The organism is Bacteroidota bacterium (genome assembly GCA_016706255.1).
GTDB lineage: Bacteria > Bacteroidota > Bacteroidia > Chitinophagales > BACL12 > UBA7236.
On the sequence record JADJJZ010000006.1, the window covers coordinates 953,340 to 972,678 of the forward strand.

Below are 19,339 nucleotides of genomic sequence, written 5' to 3' on the forward strand. Positions count from 1 at the left end.
ATATAAGAACGTTGAAGCACCGCAATACTGTGGCTTTGATGCATTTCCGCATAAAATAGCACGAAGTGTGAATGTTGTAACTTTAATAAAGTTTTTTGTAATATTTTAATGTCATTTAAACACAACTTTGTGTATAGGTATAAATATTTGCTGTTAGCCATTGTAAACGATTGAATATGAATTCAATTTTGATTTGGTTATATTAAACGATTATTTACGCTAACAATTAAATGACTGATTTAAAATTAATTAAGCATGGTATTTTGCTTGAAAAAACAACAAATGAATTTGAAAATGCCGGGGTAATAAATCCAGCTACTATTGAAACAAATGATACTTTCCACCTATTTTACCGGGCAGTAAGTAAAGGTAATCACTCGAGTATTGGGCATTGTAAATTGTTATCTCCGCTTGTTATTGATACACGCGACGTTGAACCTTTGCTTGTTCCGGAATTTGATTTTGAACTGCAAGGTATGGAAGACCCGCGAATGGTTAAAATAGATGACTTGTATTATTTAACCTATACCGGATATGATGGTGTAAATGCATTGGGTGGATTGGCTGTTTCTAAGGATTTAAAGCAGTTTGAAAAAAAGGGCATTATCGTTCCGCAAGTTACCTATCTTGAATTTAATATCATTACCCAAATCAAATCAAAGATTAATGAAAAATATACCCGTTATAACAGTAACGATAATATAATTGACAAACTTGGTAAACCAATGTATATATGGGATAAAAATGTAATCCTTTTCCCAAGAAAAATTAACGATTATTTCTATTTTTTACAAAGAATAAAACCGGACATTCAATTGGTTAAATTTCAAAATTGGACAGATTTAACACCTGAATTCTGGAAAAATTATTTTATCAATTTCGAGGAAAATATCGTTATGACCCCGAAATTTAAACATGAAATAAGTTATATCGGTGGTGGTTGTCCGCCAATTGAAACAGCCGATGGTTGGTTGCTTATTTACCATGCGGTGCACGATACTATTAATGGATATGTTTATTCCGCCTGCGCTTCATTGCTCGATTTAAATAATCCCTTTATTGAAATTGCAAGACTGCCTTACCCGCTGTTTAAACCACAGGAAAGCTGGGAATTAAATGGTGAAGTAAATAATGTTTGTTTCCCTACAGGAACGCTCTCTGTTGAAGACACACTGTTTATTTATTACGGTGCCGCTGATGAACAAATCGCCTGTGCATCATTAAGTTTATCTGCTTTAGTTAAAGAATTATTACTTAATAAAATTGCTATATGATAACAGAATTTAAAAACCGAACTCGTGGAGTAACATGGACCGCTCCTGTGCAAACCCTTATTGGATACTCTGCTAATAAGTTTGTTAAAAAGCAAGAAAGTAAACCTGAGCTTTTATTTATTACATCTTTTCCAAGCAGAGAATGTGGAATTGCTACCTATTCGCAGGATTTAATAACATCAATCCAAAACAAATTCGGCAATTCTTTTAAAATAAGTGTTTGTGCTGTTGAGAATGGTAACGATGAATACATTTATGATACACAGGTGCGTTTCATTTTAAAGGCTGATCAGCCCGATGCATATACGCAGTTGGCGAAACAAATAAATGCCAATACACAAATTCAATTGGTGCTCATGCAACATGAATTTGGTTTCTACAATAGAAATAAAGATCAGGCGCTGGAATTACTGCAACAGATAAATAAACCCAAAGTGCTGGTATTTCATACTGTACTGCCAAATCCGAATGAAAAATTATTTACGCATGTTAATGCGATGGCTGCTGTTGCAAATTCAATAATTGTAATGACCAATACCAGCTCAAAAATTCTAAATATCGATTATCATATTCCTAAAAGCAAAATTGCTGTAATCCCACACGGAACACACCTCGTAGCGCATACTGATAAGTTGTTGTTAAAAGAAAAATACGGATTAAAAGATAAAAATGTACTGGCGACATTTGGATTAATTAGTTCAGGAAAAAGTATTGAAACCACCCTGAAAGCCTTACCGGGAATTATTAAAAAATATCCGGAGGTAATGTTCTTAATTATAGGGAAAACACATCCAACCATCGTAAAAAATGATGGCGAACAATACCGGAAAATGCTTGAAACGCTTATTGCGGAATTAAATCTCACCAATAACGTAAGATTTGTAAATTATTTTTTACCATTACCTGAGTTATTGGAATATCTGCAACTCACCGACATTTATCTTTTTACTTCAAAAGACCCTAATCAGGCTGTTAGTGGAACATTTTCATATGCATTAAGCTGTGGATGCCCAATTATTTCCACGCCAATACCACACGCAGTGGAAGTTCTGAAAAATGGTTGTGGAATTGTATTTGATTTTGAAGATGTTGCTCAATTGGAAAAATCTATCCTGATGTTGTTGGATGATGAAAAACTGAGGGAAGAAATAACACTAAATGCCTTGCATACTATTGCTGCAACTGCCTGGGAAAATGCAGCCCTGGAGCATGTTAAATTATTTCAAAAAGTTTCAAGTAATAAACTACCTATAAAATATACTGTGCCGGATATTAATTTAAACCATATCAAACGATTAACAACAGACTTTGGTATGCTGCAGTTTTCAAAAATATATGAACCGGATATAAACTCAGGTTACACACTTGATGATAATGCAAGGGCATTAATTGCAGTATGTAAACATTATGAATTATTTGAAGATAAAGAAGATTTAAAACTAATTACAATTTATGTGAATTTTATAAAACATTGTTTGCTTAATGAAAGCTATTTTTTAAATTATGTTGACATTAATAAACAATTTACGGCTCAAAATTATTCTACAAACCTTGCTGATGCCAATGGCAGGGCTATTTGGGCATTGGGCTTCTTATTGTCAAAGGCTGATATTTTACCGGCTCACTTAATTAATATTGGCATGCAAGTATTTGATCGCGCTATTATTTGTATCGATAAAATTTATTCTACCCGTGCAATGGGATTTATTATTAAAGGATTATTTTATAAAAATAATACCTTCCCGTCTAGTGAAAACACGGCACTGATAACCACTTTAGCGAATCGATTTGTTCAAATGTATAAACACGAGAGCGATGAAAGTTGGAAATGGTTTGAAAGTTATTTCACTTATGCCAATAGTATACTTTCGGAAGCTTTGTTGTGTGCATACCTTGTAACCGGTTCTACTGAATATAAAAACATCGCTAAAGAATCCTTTGATTTTTTATTATCTAAAATATTTATAAATGATAAAATCAAAGTAATTTCCAACAAAACCTGGATGCAAAAAAATATTGATTACTCCGGCGACCCTGTGGGAGGCGAACAGCCAATAGATGTGGCGTATACTATTTTAGCTTTAGATAAATTTTATCGTGTATTTGAAGATTTAAACTATCTTAAAAAAATGACCATCGCTTTTAATTGGTTCCATGGCAGAAATCACTTGAATAAAATTGTATATAATCCGTGTACCGGTGGCTGTTATGATGGTGTTGAGGAGTTTGGTGTAAACCTTAATCAAGGTGCTGAATCAACATTGAGCTATTTGTTAGCGAGAGTAACTATGGAAGAAAATGGTAACGTGTTAAAACAAACTACAGGCAAAGAGGTATTCTCAATGAACGTTTTTGAAATGTAGGAATTTTGCAACTCTTATTAGAAATTTTGTAAGCGGCTGCCACGGTTTGAGTAGTAATTTTACTTTACCCAGGACATTCAAATAGTAATTATTGTTTTGATGAGGGATGCGTAGTTATGAAAAAATTAGATAATAAAATTGTTTTTATTACCGGGGGACTTAGCGGAATTGGTTTATCCTGTGCCATTGCTGCAGCTAATGAAGGAGCAACTATTATGGTTGCAGATTTGAAATCGGAAAATGAAGAAGCTGCAATGAACAAAATATTATCTATATCTCCCAAATCACAATTTATTGCATGTAATGTTGGCGATTATAATGAAGTTGAGGCTGCTATTAACACTACTGTAGAAACTTTAGGAGCTGTGGATATTGCTTTAAATAATGCCGGAATTGGTGGAGAACCTAATAAAACCGGAGATATGACTGATGAACAATGGCTTCAGGTAATGAATATCAATTTAAACGGTGTTTTTTATTGTATGAAACATGAAATCACACAAATGCTGAAGCAGAAAAAAGGTGTTATTGTAAATATGTCATCCATTCTTGGTAAAGCCGGGTTTGCAACATCACCACATTATGTAGCAGCAAAACATGGTGTAATTGGTTTAACACAAGCCGCAGCGCTCGAATATGCTGTTTCCGGCATTCGTGTTAATGCAATTTGTCCGGGGTTTATTCAAACACCTTTACTGGCTAAAGCCGGAATAAAAGATCATGAGAAGGCAATGGAACAAATCATTCAATTACATCCTATGAAAAGATTAGGTAAATAGGAAGAAGTAGCTAAAGCCTTTATCTATCTCGCATCTGATGATAGTTCATTTACAACAGGCATTGCCTTGAATGTAGACGGTGGTTATTTAGCGCAATAAAAATTAAATTAAAATATAATGAAACCGGTAATTGGAATTACAGTAAAACATCTCAATAAAAGCACCACACTTTTAACAAAACTGCTCGCAGATGAAATGATGTTGTATATTAAAACACGGAAATTTCACTGGAATGTTACCGGCGAAAGTTTTATGGAGTTACACAAATTGTATGAGCAACAATACAAACAATTGGAAAGCACTATTGATGAAATTGCAGAACGTATCGGGAAATTAGGTGAAAAAACAATTGGCACCATGAAAGAATTTGAAAAACTCAGTACCATAAAAGAATCACCCGGCGAATATCCTGAAACTAAAAAGGCAATTGCAGAATTGTTACATGACCATGAAACATTAATTATTCAACTTCGAAAAGATGTTGAGGAAATTGCTGATAATACCAAAGATGCCGGTACTGCTGATTTTATGACCGGTATTATGGAAGAACATGAAACAACCGCATGGATTTTGCGTCGATATATTAGTTAACAAAACCTTGATAGCTGCTTGTTCCCGTTATTAAACTTAAAAATAAAAACAAACTAATATCAACAAACCAAACAAGCAACAGGTAACACGGTCATTTCTTATTCAGGAATGGCTGTTTACACTGTTTTCTAAAAAAGATTTCATGAATAAATAAAATTAAAATTTATGCCTGCTCTGCTAAATTTAAATTTGCCCAGTAATGGGAGTTGGGAAGAACAAAAAATAAAATTAAAGGAAAAATTTTCTTCCCTCATTGATGCTGACCTAACATTTGAACCCGGTAAAAGGAGTGAAATGTTTGAGCAGCTCGGAATAAAATTGGGGAAATCGCGAGAGGAGCTACAACAAATTATTAATCTTTTATAAAAATAAATTCATAAAAAACATTAATTATTTAATATATTAAATCAAACGTTATGAGAAATTTACTTTACACCATCGCAGTTGTGCTGCTAATTTTATGGGTACTAGGCTTTTTTGTGTATAGTGTTGGGTCTATAATCCACATTTTGCTGGTACTTGCAATTATTTCAATACTACTTAATGTAATTCAAAGAGGAAAAATAACAAAATAAATGAAAAACAATAAACTGATATTAGGATTACTTTCAGGCGTGGCAATAGGTGTTGTTGCAGGATTATTATTTGCACCACATAAAGGTTCCAGAACCAGAAAAAGAATGTTGCGTTCAGGTGCCAATGCCGCCGACCAAATGAAAAATAAGGCACAAGACATGCTAGAAACCGTTGAAGGTAAATATATTGATACTATTCAAACGGCAGAACAAAAAATTAAAAAACTTATTGCTTCTATCCCCGAAATAAATAAATAAGGATTGGTCTTGCTGACTATACCCTACACTGCATTTGTGGTGTAGGGCTTAGCAATTGTATTTGGTGCCAATTTATTGGCTTTTAATACACTAATTTCGTTACTTTTGACGTTAATCAAAAGATTTTACCCGATTTAGTGTATTTAAAACCCAAGCTTTGAATAACATTTTAAAGTTTACAATTTATACGATCATTTTTTTTGGTTGCATTTTTTCTCCCTTTGCAACTAAAGCGCAAAGCGCTTCCTGGTGGTCGTTTGAACTTGCAGGTAGTGGTGGACTTGGTTCTTTTAATTACGAAAAAACGTTCGCCGATAAACCCAATTTTGATTTTAACTGGCGTGTGGGTTTTAGTGTTGCTCCAATAGATAAAAATAATGGAGCCGCGCTGGTTTTTCCGGTTATGGTGCATACTGTTGCAGGTAACGGAAATTTTAAACCGGATCTCGGTATCGGACAAACTTTATCTGTTACAACAAAAGGGCATTTATTTTTTATGTTGCCGGCATCTGCAGGTTGCCGCTTTCAGCCCGAAAATAAAAATTATTATTTACGCCTTTCCTACACACCGATTATCTCCTATTTAATCGATTTCCAAATTCAACATTGGGGCGGATTTACTTACGCTTATACTTTTAACAAATGAAAAAATATTTGTTCCTTATTTCATCTTTGCCATTGTTATTTGCGTGTAACAGCAAAGAATTTTTCGATGGACCAAATCAATATGATGAGGACTTTGAAGCTTACAATCAAATTGAAGATATGTTGAGTGAAGATGATGAACGCTGGTCGTATTTTCAACTTACCTATCCCGAAAATGAACTTACTATTGACAGTTCATTTGCATTTGAAGGAAATCAATGTATAAAATCATTTGCACAAAAATCAACAGATGAAAATGGCGCTTCAAAATGTAGTTTCAGTAAGCATAATATGGCATTTTGGGAAAACGAAACGGTCACTTTATCTGCTTGGTATTATATGGTTGGTGAAGCTGATGCACAATGGATTTTTTTTATGGATTTGGAAGAACAGGTTGCTATAGGAGCCGGCCCTGGTATGCGATTAGCAATGGTCGATAATGCCATTCGGGTGGAACATAAATATTTTAATCCGGATATTATTCAACTGGCAGGAGCAGAGGTTTTATTTCCAAGAAATCAATGGGTACATCTTGTATTTGAAACCAAACTATCTAAAAAACACGATGGTTATGTAAAAGTTTGGCAGGATGATGTACTTATTCTTAATCAGCAAAACTGGAAAACACTGCCAACCGATTTTCTCTATTTTCAGCAGGGCACCAAGGGGATGTATTCTTCAATTGAATTTGGTATTACGGCAAATACACATGATAATGATATGGTAGTATATGTGGATGATATTTCAGTTTATACTAATTAATATCCCGTTGTTTTAATACCATGGCGCGGTATTGTTTTGGTGTTACACCTTCTATGCGTTTAAATTGTCTGTCGAAATAGTTTAATGAAGAAAATCCCGTTTCATAACAAATATGTGTAATGGTCATATTGTAGTCGGCCAATAATGTTTTTGCCTTTTTAATTTTTTCTCGTAAAATATATTCCAGCGGACTTAAGCCAAATTCATTTTTAAATGCACGGTAAAATGTTGGAACACTCATGCAGGCTTTAGTACTTAAATCACTAATTTGAAATTGTTGATTAATATTCACCCGAATATAGTTCATAACAAACGAAAGCGGATTTCTTCCGGTTGTTAAAGTAGATTTATCTTCAACATTTAAGTTCTGACTTTGAATGATGCGCACTACCAGCTCTTTAAGTGCAATATCTGCCAATATATCTTTTTCTCTGTCACCACTCGAACAAACATCTATCAATTTATTAATTGTAGTGGCCAGTTCATAATTATTTTGGAAATGATATTCATTATGTCGGAGCTGCCAGTAGTCGTTGCTTTCATTTTTTGGATAATCTTCATTTAAACGATTTACTATTTGTTGTATCTTCTGACTTTCTAAAGCCAATGCAATACATTGGGTAGGATTATTTTTTGTTGCTTCCGGAAAATCTATTTTCATGGTTACATTAGCAGGCACTAAAACTGTTTCACCCGGTAAATAATCAAACCCGGGATTATCGTATAAATGCATAACTTTTTTACCACGCAACATACTTGTCACTACAAAATCACCAAACGTAAGTGGCACCAGAGCCGACTCTTTAAAGGTCTCAAATAAATTCAGCTCACAAAAATTTAATGAATAAATTTTGCGATTTTCAACCAGCGTTTTGAGCGATTTCTCTTCACTCGGTGCTATGGATTTTAGTTTGAACTGCTGCGGCATAATAGAATAGATGTCTATACAAATATATTAGTATTCACGACACTTCCAAATGACTTTTAACCACTTTGAGAAAAATGTCCTATAGTTTGATAAGATTGTAGCAAATCCACTAGCACGATTTTGTCAAAATTGTCAAATAATTCAAAACTATTTAAACTATGGCACAAGATCGTCCAACTTTTAAGCCGCGCTATGACAACTTCATTGGCGGGCAATTTGTTCCTCCGGTTTCCGGCAATTATTTTGATAACGTAAGCCCTATCGATGGCAAAGTATTTACCAGCGCAGCCCGTTCAGGTAAAGAAGACATCGAATTGGCGCTTGATGCAGCTCATGCCGCTTTCCCAACTTGGAGTAAGTCTTCAGCAGCTTCACGTTCTATTTTATTAAACAAAATTGCAGACTTAATGCAGGAAAATCTTGCTTACCTCGCAACCATTGAAACTATTGATAATGGAAAACCTTATCGCGAATCATCGCTTGTAGATTTACCATTGTGTATCGATCATTACCGTTATTTTGCCGGTGTAATTCGCGCTGAAGAAGGTTCTATTTCTGAACACGATGAACATACCGTTAGTATTTGTTTAAATGAACCTATCGGTGTGGTAGGGCAAATTATTCCATGGAATTTTCCTTTGTTAATGGCAACCTGGAAAATTGCTCCGGCATTAGCTGCCGGTTGTTGTGTTATAGTTAAACCTGCCGAACAAACGCCAACCTCCATTATGTGCTGGCTCGAATTAATTAAAGATATTTTACCTCCGGGTGTATTGAATGTTGTTACGGGCTTTGGACCTGAAGCAGGTAAACCACTTGCACAATCACCGCGTGTGGCAAAAGTATCTTTCACAGGCGAAACTACTACCGGTCGTTTAATTATGCAATATGCGTCTGAAAATCTAAATCCTGTTACCATGGAATTAGGTGGTAAATCGCCAAATATATTTTTCCCTTCTATTGCAGATGCTGATGACGCTTATTTTGATAAAGCTATAGAAGGTGCAGTACTTTTTGCCGTTAATCAGGGTGAAGTTTGTACTTGTCCTTCCCGCATTTTAGTGCATGAAAGTATTTACGAAAAATTCATGAGCCGTGTTGTTGAAAGAACAAATGCAATTAAAATGGGAAATCCATTAGATATGAATACCATGATGGGTGCTCAAGCTTCAAACGATCAATACGAAAAAATTAAATCGTATTTAAATATTGGTCGGGAAGAAGGTGCTGAAGTTTTATGTGGTGGTGATGTAAAACAATTGGATGGTGATTTATCCGGAGGATATTATATTCAACCAACCATATTTAAAGGCCACAATAAAATGCGCATTTTTCAGGAAGAAATTTTCGGACCGGTTACCTGCGTTACCACTTTTAAAACTACTGAAGAGGCCATTGCAATTGCCAACGATACCATGTATGGTTTAGGAGCTGGTGTTTGGACGCGCGATGCACATGAATTATATCAGGTACCACGCGCCATTCAGGCAGGTCGTGTTTGGGTAAATTGTTATCACGCTTATCCTGCACATGCACCATTTGGTGGTTATAAAAAATCCGGTTTCGGACGCGAAAATCATAAAATGATGCTTGACCATTACCGTCAGACAAAAAATATGCTGATTTCTTATGATAAACAGAAATTAGGTTTCTTCTAAATAATGAGGATTAATTAATGAGCAACCTCTGAAATTTTCGGAGGTTGCTTTTATAATTTCAATTATGATATTCAGAATTTTAATTACACCCGCCGCTGATGAATTAATTAAGCAGTTAAAATTACAACATGGCGAACTCATGTTTCACCAAAGTGGCGGTTGCTGCGACGGCTCTCAGCCAATGTGTTTTCAAAAAGGTGAATTCCGTGTGGGCAATAGCGATGTGTGTTTAGGTATAATTGCCGATTGCGAATTCTGGATGAGCAAAGATCAGTTTGAATACTGGAAACATACACAACTCACCATGGACGTTACCAATGGAAGAGGCTCCAGCTTCTCACTCGAAATTCCATTGGGGAAACGATTTATTATTCAATCTCGCTTATTTACCGATGCGGAAATAGCAAACCTCAGCCCTGTTTGGTTTTGTGAAGATTAACCGCTAACTGATTTCTTTTTATTTTTGTGTTTCAACAACACAATTATTTTGAAACTGATTGCCATAGTTACCGATTTTCATTTCGATGAATCTTTTCCCATTGAGCAGGGCATCGATGCACATAAAAATTGGCAAATTATTCTCGATGACATTAAAAAACGAAATGTAAATCAGATACATATCGGTGGTGATATCGGTGAAAAAAAATCTAACTTCATTTTTTTTAGCGAATTAAATTATCTCGGAATTCCCTATTCGTTATCCATGGGAAATCACGATTATTACGACGAAGCAAGTAAACACTTTTTTCGGACTAACGCGAATAATGAACAGGCTTTGTATTATACGGAAGAAGATGAAACCAATTTGTTTATTTATCTCGATTCATCATCTGCTACCATTAGCGACACACAATTAAAATGGTTTGAGGAAAAAATTCAATCAACAAAAAAAATTACAGTATTTGTTCATCATCCAATATTACCTGTTGATACGGTGGTAGATAAATTATACGCCCTCACCAACAGGGATGTATTGGCAGAAATGCTTTTTAAGCTTCAACAACCTGTTACGTTATGTTGCGGTCATTACCATCTGGAACATATTCAAACTATAAAAAACATTACGCAGTATGTCACCCCGGCTGTATCTTATCAAGTTAAACCCAATACGGAGGAAGTTGTAATAGACAATAAAAACTTTGGTTACCGACTGCTTTTAATCAGGAACGATAAAATTCAAACTGAATGTGTTTGGTTTTCAAATTGAATTTATTAAATTTGACATAACCAAATTGCTCAGGTTATGAAAATTCATTTGTGTATTATCCTGGTTTTGGTATTTGTAAAAACCACAAATGCGCAGTTACCGATAGCTGCAGATTCTATATTTAATTATATTCAATCTAATTCTGTTTATACTTCTGCAAACTGGTCGGCAATTCAGGTTGACTTTAAACAAAAATTAACCTCCGCATCTAATGATATTGATTCTATTCATGCATTAGTAAGTGTTTTTGAACAACTAAATGATGTTCATTCATCAATCACTTACAATTATAAACAATATGGATATTATCTCGGATTAGAAGATTCAGTTTACAAACGTATTCAACCAATTTTACAACTGGCACAACAGCAAAATAATATTCCCAAAACAGCATTAATTAACGGCAGTTATTTGTATGTATTGGTTCCCGGTTATCAGGCCTGGGGTCAGCAGGTACAAATGTATGCGCAGGCATTGTATGATAGTATTTGCAAATACACGCAATATCCCATACAAGGTTGTATTGTTGATTTGCGGTTAAATTTGGGCGGACAAGCAAGTGTGATGTTGGCGGGATTGAGTCCAATAATTGGCGATGCAAATTTAGGTGGCGGGATATTAGAAAATGGTGAAATGGTATTTCCCTTTTCTATTAAATCAGGCGACTTTTATATTGGCGATAATGTGATGGCTGATGTAACTGGAAAATGTTTAAATACTTTCGACACTTTACCTGTTGCCGTTTTAATAGGACCTGTTACTTCAAGCTCCGGAAGTATTACGGCTATTGCGTTTAAAGGTCGCCCAAAAACCTATTTTATTGGTGAACCAACTGCAGTAGGTTATACTACCGGAAATAATTATGTTGCTTTCGGAGAAAATTTAACCATGCAATTAGCAACCAATTTTTCCTGCGATAGAAATGGTATGGTATATAAGGAAAATGTATTACCGGATATTACTTTTATTGGCAACGATAATTTTGAAAATATTACTCTCGACAGGAAAATGAATTACGCACTATTTTGGCTGATGTCTTTTAAGTAATGTATATCCTGAATCACGAAATCCATTATCTTTACCCAACTATGGAACAGGATTATCGCGAAATAAACAGAAAGTCATGGAACAATCGTGTAGATGCACATTTTAAATCTGATTTTTATAATGTTACTGCATTTCTCAATGGTAAATCCTCTTTAAATGCAATTGAACTCAATTTATTGGGCGATATTCAAAATAAATCAGTCCTGCACCTGCAATGCCATTTTGGGCAGGATAGTATTTCTTTAGCAAGGCTCGGCGCAAGAGTAACAGGTGTCGATTTGTCGGATAAGGCTATTCAAACAGCACAGGAGCTAAATACTAAAACAAATACCGATGTCGATTTTATTTGTTGCGATATTTATGATTTACCGCAATATTGCACACAACAATTTGATATCATATATACTTCTTACGGCACCATTGGCTGGTTGCCCGATTTAAATAAATGGGCTGCTATTATTGCTCAGTTTTTAAATCCCGGAGGAAAATTTGTATTTGTTGAATTTCACCCTGTAGTGTGGATGTTTGATGATGATTTTTCGAAAATTAAATATACTTATCACAATTCCGGACAAATAGTTGAAAATGAAACCGGAACTTATGCAGATAAACAGGCTGATATACAGCAGGATTATGTAATGTGGAACCATGGTTTAGCGGAAGTGTTTACTGCCTTATTACATCATAAATTAACAATCACCGACTTTCAGGAATTTGATTATTCGCCGTATAATTGTTTTAACAAAACCATCCAATTTGAGCCGGGTAAATTCAGGATTGAACATCTGGAAAATAAGATACCTATGGTTTACGCATTGACGGCAGTAAAAAAGTAAGCAACCATTTAATATATTTACATAACAAAAATAGGCTTCACTCATTTCATTCATTACCGGTTTCTCGTTGTAGTATGGGAATAAACAAATTCGAAAAAATTAAATTATGAAAACAATAACGTTATTTTTAATTACGGGATTAATTGCAGGTTGTAGCAAAAACCAAAATACTATTGGAAATGACACGGATAGTATAAGTTTTAAATTGGATTTTTCAGAACAAAAAACAATTGTCTATGATTATAAACAAGAAATGATTCAGTCGGGCAGCGTGGTAGAATCTATGGAAATGAATAATGTTTTGATGAAGGCAAATAGTCGAGTTAATTGGATGATTGTGGATACTTCTAAGGCTACTTTAAAAATACTTAATGTGAAATCAACAATGTTGCGACGCGATGCATCTAACAAGGTAATAGATTCCATGAGTTCACAATTAGGCGACCTTACAATATCAGATATTAATTATTATGGAAGAGTCAAAGATCAGAGCCAACAAACACTTATATCAGGGTTTTTCGTGCTCCCTGATAACCCAATAAGAATGGGGGAATCAGATACTTTAGAAGCAAGCATTGTTTCAAACACTAACGGAATTGGAACTAATGTTCCTGGTATTACAATTGTAAAGTACATTAAGAATGAAAAAAAATCCGGTAGGAATTGTGCTGTACTTTCAATAGAATCGAAAATGACAATGGACCAAGTTACCAATAACACGACATTTGATATGGTAAGCAATGGAATTTGTTATTTCGACCTGGAAAATAAGATTATTGTATCTGGGACAAGTACGGCCACCATGGCACAGAAAATGGAAGTTCCTTCAATTGTAAGTGGTAATAGTACTAGTGGTTTTCCTGAAGAAGTATCATTAAAGGTTTCAACAAAAATCACATTTGAATTAGTTGAAGATTAAAAATAATACAAGTGTCAATGGCCATTTTCTTTCATATTTAGTTAATATTTACTTTTCCGTATAAGCAGTAAATTTACTTGCTAATGGTACATGATAAAACTTATAAAGATATTCCAACATTTTACGCAAAATCACAGGCAGCATGGCGAAAATGGCTTGAAAAAAATCATTTGAAAGAAAAGGCCGTCTGGCTGATTATCTATAAAAAGGCTGCGGAAGTGCCATCCGTAAATTATGCTGAAGCAGTGGATGAGGCACTATGTTTTGGGTGGATCGACAGTAAAGCAAATACCAAGGATGAATTAAGTTATTACCAATATTTTGCGAAGCGCAATCCGAAAAGTAAATGGAGTAAAGTCAACAAAGAAAAAGTAGCGCAATTTATTAAGGAAGGAAAAATGGCTCCTGAAGGTTTAGCCATGATCGAATTAGCAAAAAAAACCGGAACCTGGGATGCATTAAATGCAGTTGATGAATTAATTGTTCCCGACGATATGCTTAAGTTGTTTAAGAAAAATAAAACGGCATTTGCAAATTGGAACAGCTTCTCTCGTTCTGTACAACGCGGTATTCTGGAATGGATTTCAAATGCAAAAAGGGTTGAAACTCGACAAAAAAGAATAGATGAAACAATTACCTTAGCTGCAAAAAATATCAAGGCTAATCAATACAGGCAATAAAGTGTGACTTAAAAACCGAATTGTGTAATTGGCTATTCAAAAATTAAAATTAAAATTATGGAAAAATATATCGTAAACACAATAACAATAAATGCGCCGGTTGAAGATGTGTGGGATGCACTTGTGAATCCTGAAAAAACAAAAGTATACATGTTTGGTTGTGAAACTGTTTCCGACTGGGCAGAAGGAAGTGCATTGTTATGGCGTGGGAATTATGAAGGCAAGGAAATGATATTCGTAAAAGGGCATATTATTAAAATTGAATCGCCTTATTTATTAACCTATTCTGTGTTTGATCCATTTTCAACCATGGAAGATATTCCGCAAAATTATTTGCATGTAACCTATAAACTTTCTGCCAATAACGGAACCACTTTACTCACCGTTACACAAGGTGATTACACAACAGTTGCCGAAGGTGAACGTCGTTACAACGAAGCATTCAATAATGGCGAAGGATGGAATCCGATTTTAGTAGCAATTAAAAACCTGGTTGAAGGTAAATAGCGCATTCATTATTAAATGTCAAGTGACTATAAAATATCTTGAAGTGCTATAAAGTCAGGCGTTCTACTGGTTTATTATTAAGTGTCAAGTTGTTTTTTTGGGGGGCAAGATGTACATGAATTGGTTATTGGTAATGCATCTTATTTGCAGTACCTGTTTAGTTAAAATGTCCTTTTGTGGAACGTACGAATCGGTTACTTAATTTTTGATAAATCATCAGGCGTATCAATTCCAATTGTATCAATTGTAGTGGGCACAACTTTTATAGTAAACCCATTTTCCAACCACCGCAATTGTTCAAGCGATTCACTTTGTTCTAATGGAGTAGGAGAGAGTTGTGTGAGCTGATGTAAGATTGCTTCACGATAGGCATATATACCGATGTGTTTATAATAATCCGTTTTTATATTTCTTGGAAAAGGAATACCACTTCGTGAAAAATATAATGCTTTATGATGCGTTGAAAATACTACTTTAACGACATTAGGATTTTCAATTTCTTCCGGCTGTTCAATTTTTTTTACCAGTGTAGCAATTTCAGTTGAGTGGTCGTTAAATGCAGTAAGCAATAACATTAATTGCTCCGGCTGAATAAATGGTTCATCTCCCTGAATATTTACAATAACATCCGGTTGTTCGGCAATATTGCGACAAACTTCGCCAATGCGATCAGTGCCTGAAACATGTAAGGGCGAGGTCATCATAACATCTCCACCAAACGACCGTACATGATTGTAAATACGTTCGTCATCGGTAGCAACAATTACCGTATTAAAAGCAGTTACCTTTTTTGCCTGCACATAAACACGTTGTATCATCGACATGCCATCAATATCAACCAGTGGTTTTCCGGGAAATCGTGTTGAGGCAAAACGCGCAGGAATAACAGCTAAAATATTCATCGGGCAAAAATAAATATTATTTTAATCTTACAATTAAATAAGCATTCATTACCTGCACCACAATAATTTCCTGACCTTTTAAAATATAATCACCTTCGCTTTGTCCGTCGTACCATTCGTCGTCAATTTTTATTTTACCGGATGGTCGTAAATCGCTCATGGCCACACCAACTTTACCAATCATGGTTGCAGGTTGCTGAAATAAAGCGGAATTATATCCATCGCTATGATTTTCTGCGGTTTGTAACGATATTTTTTTGAATAAAGCTGAATTTGCAAACTGCCCGAAAAAGGCAAACATGACACCCAGCGAAATTACAAATGCGCTCAATACCACTAAAATACTTTCCGTAATAGTGCCATCACCACTCATTTCAAAATTAAATCCAACATTTTTTATCATACTTAAAACGAGTCCCGAAAAAATTAGAATTATCCCGGACACACCTGTGACTCCGAATCCGGGGACGACAAAGATTTCGAGGGCAATTAATATTAATCCGATTACAAATAATAAAATTTCCCAGTTTGCAGCTAAACCTTCCACATATAAAGGCGCGAAATATAATAACGCAGCAATTATGGCGATTACCAGCGCGAAACCAATTCCTGGAGTTTGTAATTCAAAATATATTCCAAGAAAAATAAATGTGATACATAATCCTCGTAATATGGGATTTAACAAAAATGCCATCACCTTGTCCATACCCGACATTTTATATTCAGTGATAGTAGCGGGTTGAATTTGTGCTTTCATTAGTACATCCTCCACACTATTTACCTCTCCTTCACAATAACCATTTTTAATTGCCTCGCTGGTAGTAAATGTTAAAATTTTTCCGCTGTCAATTACACCCGGAACCGCACCACCGCCCTGCACCATCGCTTCAGCAATTTCAGGGTCGCGACCATTGGCTTCGGCAGTAGAACGCATAATTCCGCGCATATAAGCCTGATATTTTTCATTCACCACATTTCCTTCCTGGTCTACCACGCTGGCGGCACCAATTTTAGCAAACGGTGACATATATATGGAATCGCAACTCAGGGCAATCAAAGCGCCTGCACTAGCCGCATTATTGGTAACGTAACACAATACCGGAATTTTACAGCGCAACAATTTCACATGAATGGTATCTCCGGCATCCAGCAGTCCGCCATAGCTGTCGAGGCTCATTACTATGTAATCTGCCCGCATGGCAACCGCCTCTTCCAGCGCCCTGTCTACAATACGCACCGATGAAGGCCCGATATCTTCGTGTAATTCGAAGTAATAAACCTTGTTGGAAGGGGTTTTATCCACAGTTGGCGGGGTTTGGCCCTGTGTGCATAGTAGTACACTAACGAGTACAATGGTGAATAAAATCAATCTGGATAAGCCTCTGCGCATGATTTACCGATTTACTTTTGCATGTGAATAATCTGTTAATAAACAATAGCTCCACAAAAATACGCGTTAATTATGGAAGCACTTTTACAAGATAAAAATATGAAGAGAATTTGTGTATTAATACTCGTGCTGCTTTGGGCATGGAGTGTTGTGGGAAACAACCAGGTTCCGGGCGATTCGCTTGGGGTTAAGGTGATGGATGGCAAAACGCTGGTAGTATATAAAATGGGTGCCGGTGAAACAGCTTATGCGGTGAGCAGAAAGTATGGTATCAGCTTTAAAGATTTAGCTGCAGCGAATGCGGGTGTGGATATGGGCGCATTAAAAGTGGGTCAGGAAATTTTGGTTCCGGTAAATAATGGGGTAGTTCCAACAACATCAACAGCAAAAGCAGAACCCAAAACAGAGCCTGCTCCAAAAGTAACAGCAGAAAAAGAAAATCCGAAACCAACTACTTCCAACGAAAAAATTGTCGCCGTTCCGGTAACAGAAAAAAAGGAAGAGATAAAAAAAGAAATGGAAGGCACCTCAGCGCAACCGGATAAATCGGCACCTGCTGTAAGTCAGACAACCAATTCGGAGAGTGTTTTATCCACTACCGATTTAAATAAAGAAACATCGACACCGGCAACCGATAAATCAAAATCATTTGCGCAATTATATGCCGAATATATGTCGGAGGATATGATTGCAGCATCCGAAAAAGGTGTTGCAACATGGATTGAAAATAATGGAATTGAAGCGGGTGGTGACAGATTTTACGTTTTACATAATTCTGCTCCGGTAGGATCAATCGTAAAAATCCGCAACCTGATGAATAACAGAATAATTTATGCGAAGGTAATTGGCAGTTTAAGTGAAAGTGAAGTGCAAGAAAAAGTACTCGTAAAACTCAGCGCCGGCGCAGCAGAAAGATTAAATGTATTAGACAACCGTTTTGTTGTTGAAATAACCTACTACCTGCCCGATGATCAGGCAATGAAATAATTCGTTCGTTAATAAGTGTGATAAGCGGCAAGGCGTGTCTTGCCGCTTTTTTTATTTTACCCCTGCCTAAGGCGGCAGGTAAACCTAAAGGGGTATTAAAAAAAACCATGAATTAACATGCCGACATTTTGTTACACCTTTAGGTGTAACATGTGAATTCTCTAAATTAATATCGTAATATAGGTCTACGATAATTTACTCTAGAATCTCCTACTAACTCGCATCCATACCCCTTTAGGGGTACCATATTTTTAACCACGCACCCTCACAAAATTCGGTGAACCCCTTTAGGGGTTCCATAATGACGATATGCATAATAAATCGATGCATTAACCTACGGCAGACGTAAAAAAAATGTATGAATCACCAATAAAAAATATGTTACCCCTAAAGGGGTAATAAAAAAATTAACGCACCAATATTCTAAAAATATGTAACCCCTAAAGGGGTATTTATAAATTCTATAAATTAATCATGCGTAAGCCAGGTTAATCACAAATTAATCAAAAATATTCTATTAGCTCATAATCATACCCCTTTAGGGGTACCATATTTTTAACCACGCACCCTCACAAAATTCGGTGAACCCCTTTAGGGGTTCCATAATGACGATATGTACAATTAAATGATGCATTAACCTAACGTAGACGTAAAAAAAATGTATGAATCACCAATAAAAAATATGTTACCCCTAAAGGGGTAATAAAAAAATTAACGCACCAATATTCTAAAAATATGTAACCCCTAAAGGGGTAATTATATATTCTATAAATTAATCATGCGTAAGCCAGATTAATCATAAATTAATCAAAAATATTCTAGTAACTCATAACCATACCCCTTTAGGGGTTCCATATTTTTAACTAAGCACCCCCACAAAATCCGGTGAACCCCTTTAGGGGTTCCATAATGACGATATGTACAATTAAACGATGAATTAGTCTATGGTAGACGTAAAAAAATGTATAAATCACCAAAAAATATTTACCCCTAAAGGGGTAATAAAAAAATAAACGTATCACATTCTAAAA

The 19,339-nt window shown here is 35.5% G+C and carries 19 protein-coding genes and 1 pseudogene; 17 read left to right on the top strand and 3 right to left on the bottom strand.

The window, feature by feature from the left end; all coding sequences use genetic code 11:
• The first annotated feature begins 230 nt into the window (after positions 1-230).
• From IPI65_12775 to IPI65_12810, 8 genes and pseudogenes are all read left to right on the top strand, one after another.
• Positions 231-1,274 carry a pesticidal protein Cry7Aa gene (locus IPI65_12775; GenBank protein ID MBK7442387.1) on the top strand — a complete coding sequence of 348 codons (1,044 nt, stop codon included), beginning with the start codon at positions 231-233 and terminating at the stop codon, positions 1,272-1,274.
• The gene (locus IPI65_12780) at positions 1,271-3,637 is read left to right on the top strand and encodes a glycosyltransferase (GenBank protein MBK7442388.1); all 2,367 of its coding nucleotides are present in this window, start codon (positions 1,271-1,273) and stop codon (positions 3,635-3,637) included. Before IPI65_12775 ends, IPI65_12780 begins: the two co-directional genes overlap by 4 nt.
• 116 nt (positions 3,638-3,753) lie before the next feature.
• Positions 3,754-4,515: pseudogene (locus IPI65_12785) on the top strand (SDR family oxidoreductase).
• Positions 4,516-4,533: 18 nt separating this feature from the next.
• Positions 4,534-5,007 carry a DNA starvation/stationary phase protection protein gene (locus IPI65_12790; protein ID MBK7442389.1) on the top strand — a complete coding sequence of 158 codons (474 nt, stop codon included), beginning with the start codon at positions 4,534-4,536 and terminating at the stop codon, positions 5,005-5,007.
• 416 nt (positions 5,008-5,423) lie between these two features.
• Positions 5,424-5,582, top strand: coding sequence for a lmo0937 family membrane protein (locus IPI65_12795; protein ID MBK7442390.1), 159 nt, complete (start codon positions 5,424-5,426; stop codon positions 5,580-5,582).
• Positions 5,583-5,840: a YtxH domain-containing protein gene (locus tag IPI65_12800; protein MBK7442391.1), complete on the top strand. Its 258-nt coding sequence runs from the start codon at positions 5,583-5,585 to the stop codon at positions 5,838-5,840.
• 157 nt (positions 5,841-5,997) lie between these two features.
• Positions 5,998-6,486, top strand: coding sequence for a hypothetical protein (locus IPI65_12805; GenBank protein ID MBK7442392.1), 489 nt, complete (start codon positions 5,998-6,000; stop codon positions 6,484-6,486).
• A complete protein-coding gene (locus IPI65_12810) occupies positions 6,483-7,247 on the top strand; it encodes a heparin lyase I family protein (protein MBK7442393.1) in 765 nt (254 codons plus the stop codon). The genes IPI65_12805 and IPI65_12810 overlap by 4 nt, the downstream gene beginning before the upstream one ends.
• Here IPI65_12810 and IPI65_12815 read toward each other — a convergent pair.
• A complete protein-coding gene (locus tag IPI65_12815; protein ID MBK7442394.1) occupies positions 7,240-8,175 on the bottom strand; it encodes an AraC family transcriptional regulator in 936 nt (311 codons plus the stop codon). The genes IPI65_12810 and IPI65_12815 overlap by 8 nt on opposite strands.
• Before the next feature lie 158 nt (positions 8,176-8,333).
• Here IPI65_12815 and IPI65_12820 point away from each other — a divergent pair, with 158 nt between their 5' ends.
• The 8 genes from IPI65_12820 (at position 8,334) to IPI65_12855 (ending at position 15,029) form a co-directional block, all read left to right on the top strand.
• A complete protein-coding gene (locus tag IPI65_12820; GenBank protein ID MBK7442395.1) occupies positions 8,334-9,833 on the top strand; it encodes an aldehyde dehydrogenase in 1,500 nt (499 codons plus the stop codon).
• A 64-nt stretch (positions 9,834-9,897) separates the two neighbouring features.
• Complete coding sequence (locus tag IPI65_12825; GenBank protein ID MBK7442396.1) at positions 9,898-10,272, top strand: DUF779 domain-containing protein; 375 nt, start codon at positions 9,898-9,900, stop codon at positions 10,270-10,272.
• 48 nt (positions 10,273-10,320) lie between these two features.
• Positions 10,321-11,040, top strand: coding sequence for a metallophosphoesterase family protein (locus IPI65_12830; GenBank protein ID MBK7442397.1), 720 nt, complete (start codon positions 10,321-10,323; stop codon positions 11,038-11,040).
• A gap of 36 nt (positions 11,041-11,076) precedes the next feature.
• Positions 11,077-12,087 carry a hypothetical protein gene (locus tag IPI65_12835; protein ID MBK7442398.1) on the top strand — a complete coding sequence of 337 codons (1,011 nt, stop codon included), beginning with the start codon at positions 11,077-11,079 and terminating at the stop codon, positions 12,085-12,087.
• 41 nt (positions 12,088-12,128) lie between these two features.
• Entirely contained in the window at positions 12,129-12,923 is a 795-nt protein-coding gene (locus tag IPI65_12840) for a class I SAM-dependent methyltransferase (protein MBK7442399.1), read from the top strand.
• A 106-nt stretch (positions 12,924-13,029) separates the two neighbouring features.
• Positions 13,030-13,842 (top strand): hypothetical protein, encoded by an 813-nt coding sequence (locus IPI65_12845; protein ID MBK7442400.1) that lies wholly within the window; start codon positions 13,030-13,032, stop codon positions 13,840-13,842.
• A gap of 83 nt (positions 13,843-13,925) precedes the next feature.
• Positions 13,926-14,522, top strand: a complete 597-nt coding sequence (locus IPI65_12850) for a YdeI/OmpD-associated family protein (GenBank protein ID MBK7442401.1) — start codon at positions 13,926-13,928, stop codon at positions 14,520-14,522.
• 57 nt (positions 14,523-14,579) lie between these two features.
• Complete coding sequence (locus tag IPI65_12855) at positions 14,580-15,029, top strand: SRPBCC domain-containing protein (GenBank protein MBK7442402.1); 450 nt, start codon at positions 14,580-14,582, stop codon at positions 15,027-15,029.
• Between the two features lie 194 nt (positions 15,030-15,223).
• On the opposite strand, the gene kdsB is transcribed toward IPI65_12855, so the two are convergent.
• Entirely contained in the window at positions 15,224-15,931 is a 708-nt protein-coding gene (gene kdsB, locus IPI65_12860; GenBank protein ID MBK7442403.1) for a 3-deoxy-manno-octulosonate cytidylyltransferase, read from the bottom strand.
• 16 nt (positions 15,932-15,947) lie between these two features.
• Positions 15,948-17,321 carry a nodulation protein NfeD gene (locus IPI65_12865; protein MBK7442404.1) on the bottom strand — a complete coding sequence of 458 codons (1,374 nt, stop codon included), beginning with the start codon at positions 17,319-17,321 and terminating at the stop codon, positions 15,948-15,950.
• A gap of 99 nt (positions 17,322-17,420) precedes the next feature.
• On the opposite strand from IPI65_12865, the gene IPI65_12870 reads away from it, so the two are divergent.
• A complete protein-coding gene (locus IPI65_12870; protein MBK7442405.1) occupies positions 17,421-18,308 on the top strand; it encodes a LysM peptidoglycan-binding domain-containing protein in 888 nt (295 codons plus the stop codon).
• Positions 18,309-19,339: the final 1,031 nt, after the last annotated feature.

Coding starts and splice junctions, on each gene's coding strand:
- IPI65_12775 (MBK7442387.1), top strand. CDS start 231: ATGACTGATTTAAAATTAATTAAGCATGGTATTTTGCTTGAAAAAACA.
- IPI65_12780 (MBK7442388.1), top strand. CDS start 1,271: ATGATAACAGAATTTAAAAACCGAACTCGTGGAGTAACATGGACCGCT.
- IPI65_12790 (MBK7442389.1), top strand. CDS start 4,534: ATGAAACCGGTAATTGGAATTACAGTAAAACATCTCAATAAAAGCACC.
- IPI65_12795 (MBK7442390.1), top strand. CDS start 5,424: ATGAGAAATTTACTTTACACCATCGCAGTTGTGCTGCTAATTTTATGG.
- IPI65_12800 (MBK7442391.1), top strand. CDS start 5,583: ATGAAAAACAATAAACTGATATTAGGATTACTTTCAGGCGTGGCAATA.
- IPI65_12810 (MBK7442393.1), top strand. CDS start 6,483: ATGAAAAAATATTTGTTCCTTATTTCATCTTTGCCATTGTTATTTGCG.
- IPI65_12815 (MBK7442394.1), bottom strand. CDS start 8,175: ATGCCGCAGCAGTTCAAACTAAAATCCATAGCACCGAGTGAAGAGAAA.
- IPI65_12820 (MBK7442395.1), top strand. CDS start 8,334: ATGGCACAAGATCGTCCAACTTTTAAGCCGCGCTATGACAACTTCATT.
- IPI65_12825 (MBK7442396.1), top strand. CDS start 9,898: ATGATATTCAGAATTTTAATTACACCCGCCGCTGATGAATTAATTAAG.
- IPI65_12835 (MBK7442398.1), top strand. CDS start 11,077: ATGAAAATTCATTTGTGTATTATCCTGGTTTTGGTATTTGTAAAAACC.
- IPI65_12840 (MBK7442399.1), top strand. CDS start 12,129: ATGGAACAGGATTATCGCGAAATAAACAGAAAGTCATGGAACAATCGT.
- IPI65_12845 (MBK7442400.1), top strand. CDS start 13,030: ATGAAAACAATAACGTTATTTTTAATTACGGGATTAATTGCAGGTTGT.
- IPI65_12850 (MBK7442401.1), top strand. CDS start 13,926: ATGGTACATGATAAAACTTATAAAGATATTCCAACATTTTACGCAAAA.
- IPI65_12855 (MBK7442402.1), top strand. CDS start 14,580: ATGGAAAAATATATCGTAAACACAATAACAATAAATGCGCCGGTTGAA.
- kdsB (MBK7442403.1), bottom strand. CDS start 15,931: ATGAATATTTTAGCTGTTATTCCTGCGCGTTTTGCCTCAACACGATTT.
- IPI65_12865 (MBK7442404.1), bottom strand. CDS start 17,321: ATGCGCAGAGGCTTATCCAGATTGATTTTATTCACCATTGTACTCGTT.
- IPI65_12870 (MBK7442405.1), top strand. CDS start 17,421: ATGAAGAGAATTTGTGTATTAATACTCGTGCTGCTTTGGGCATGGAGT.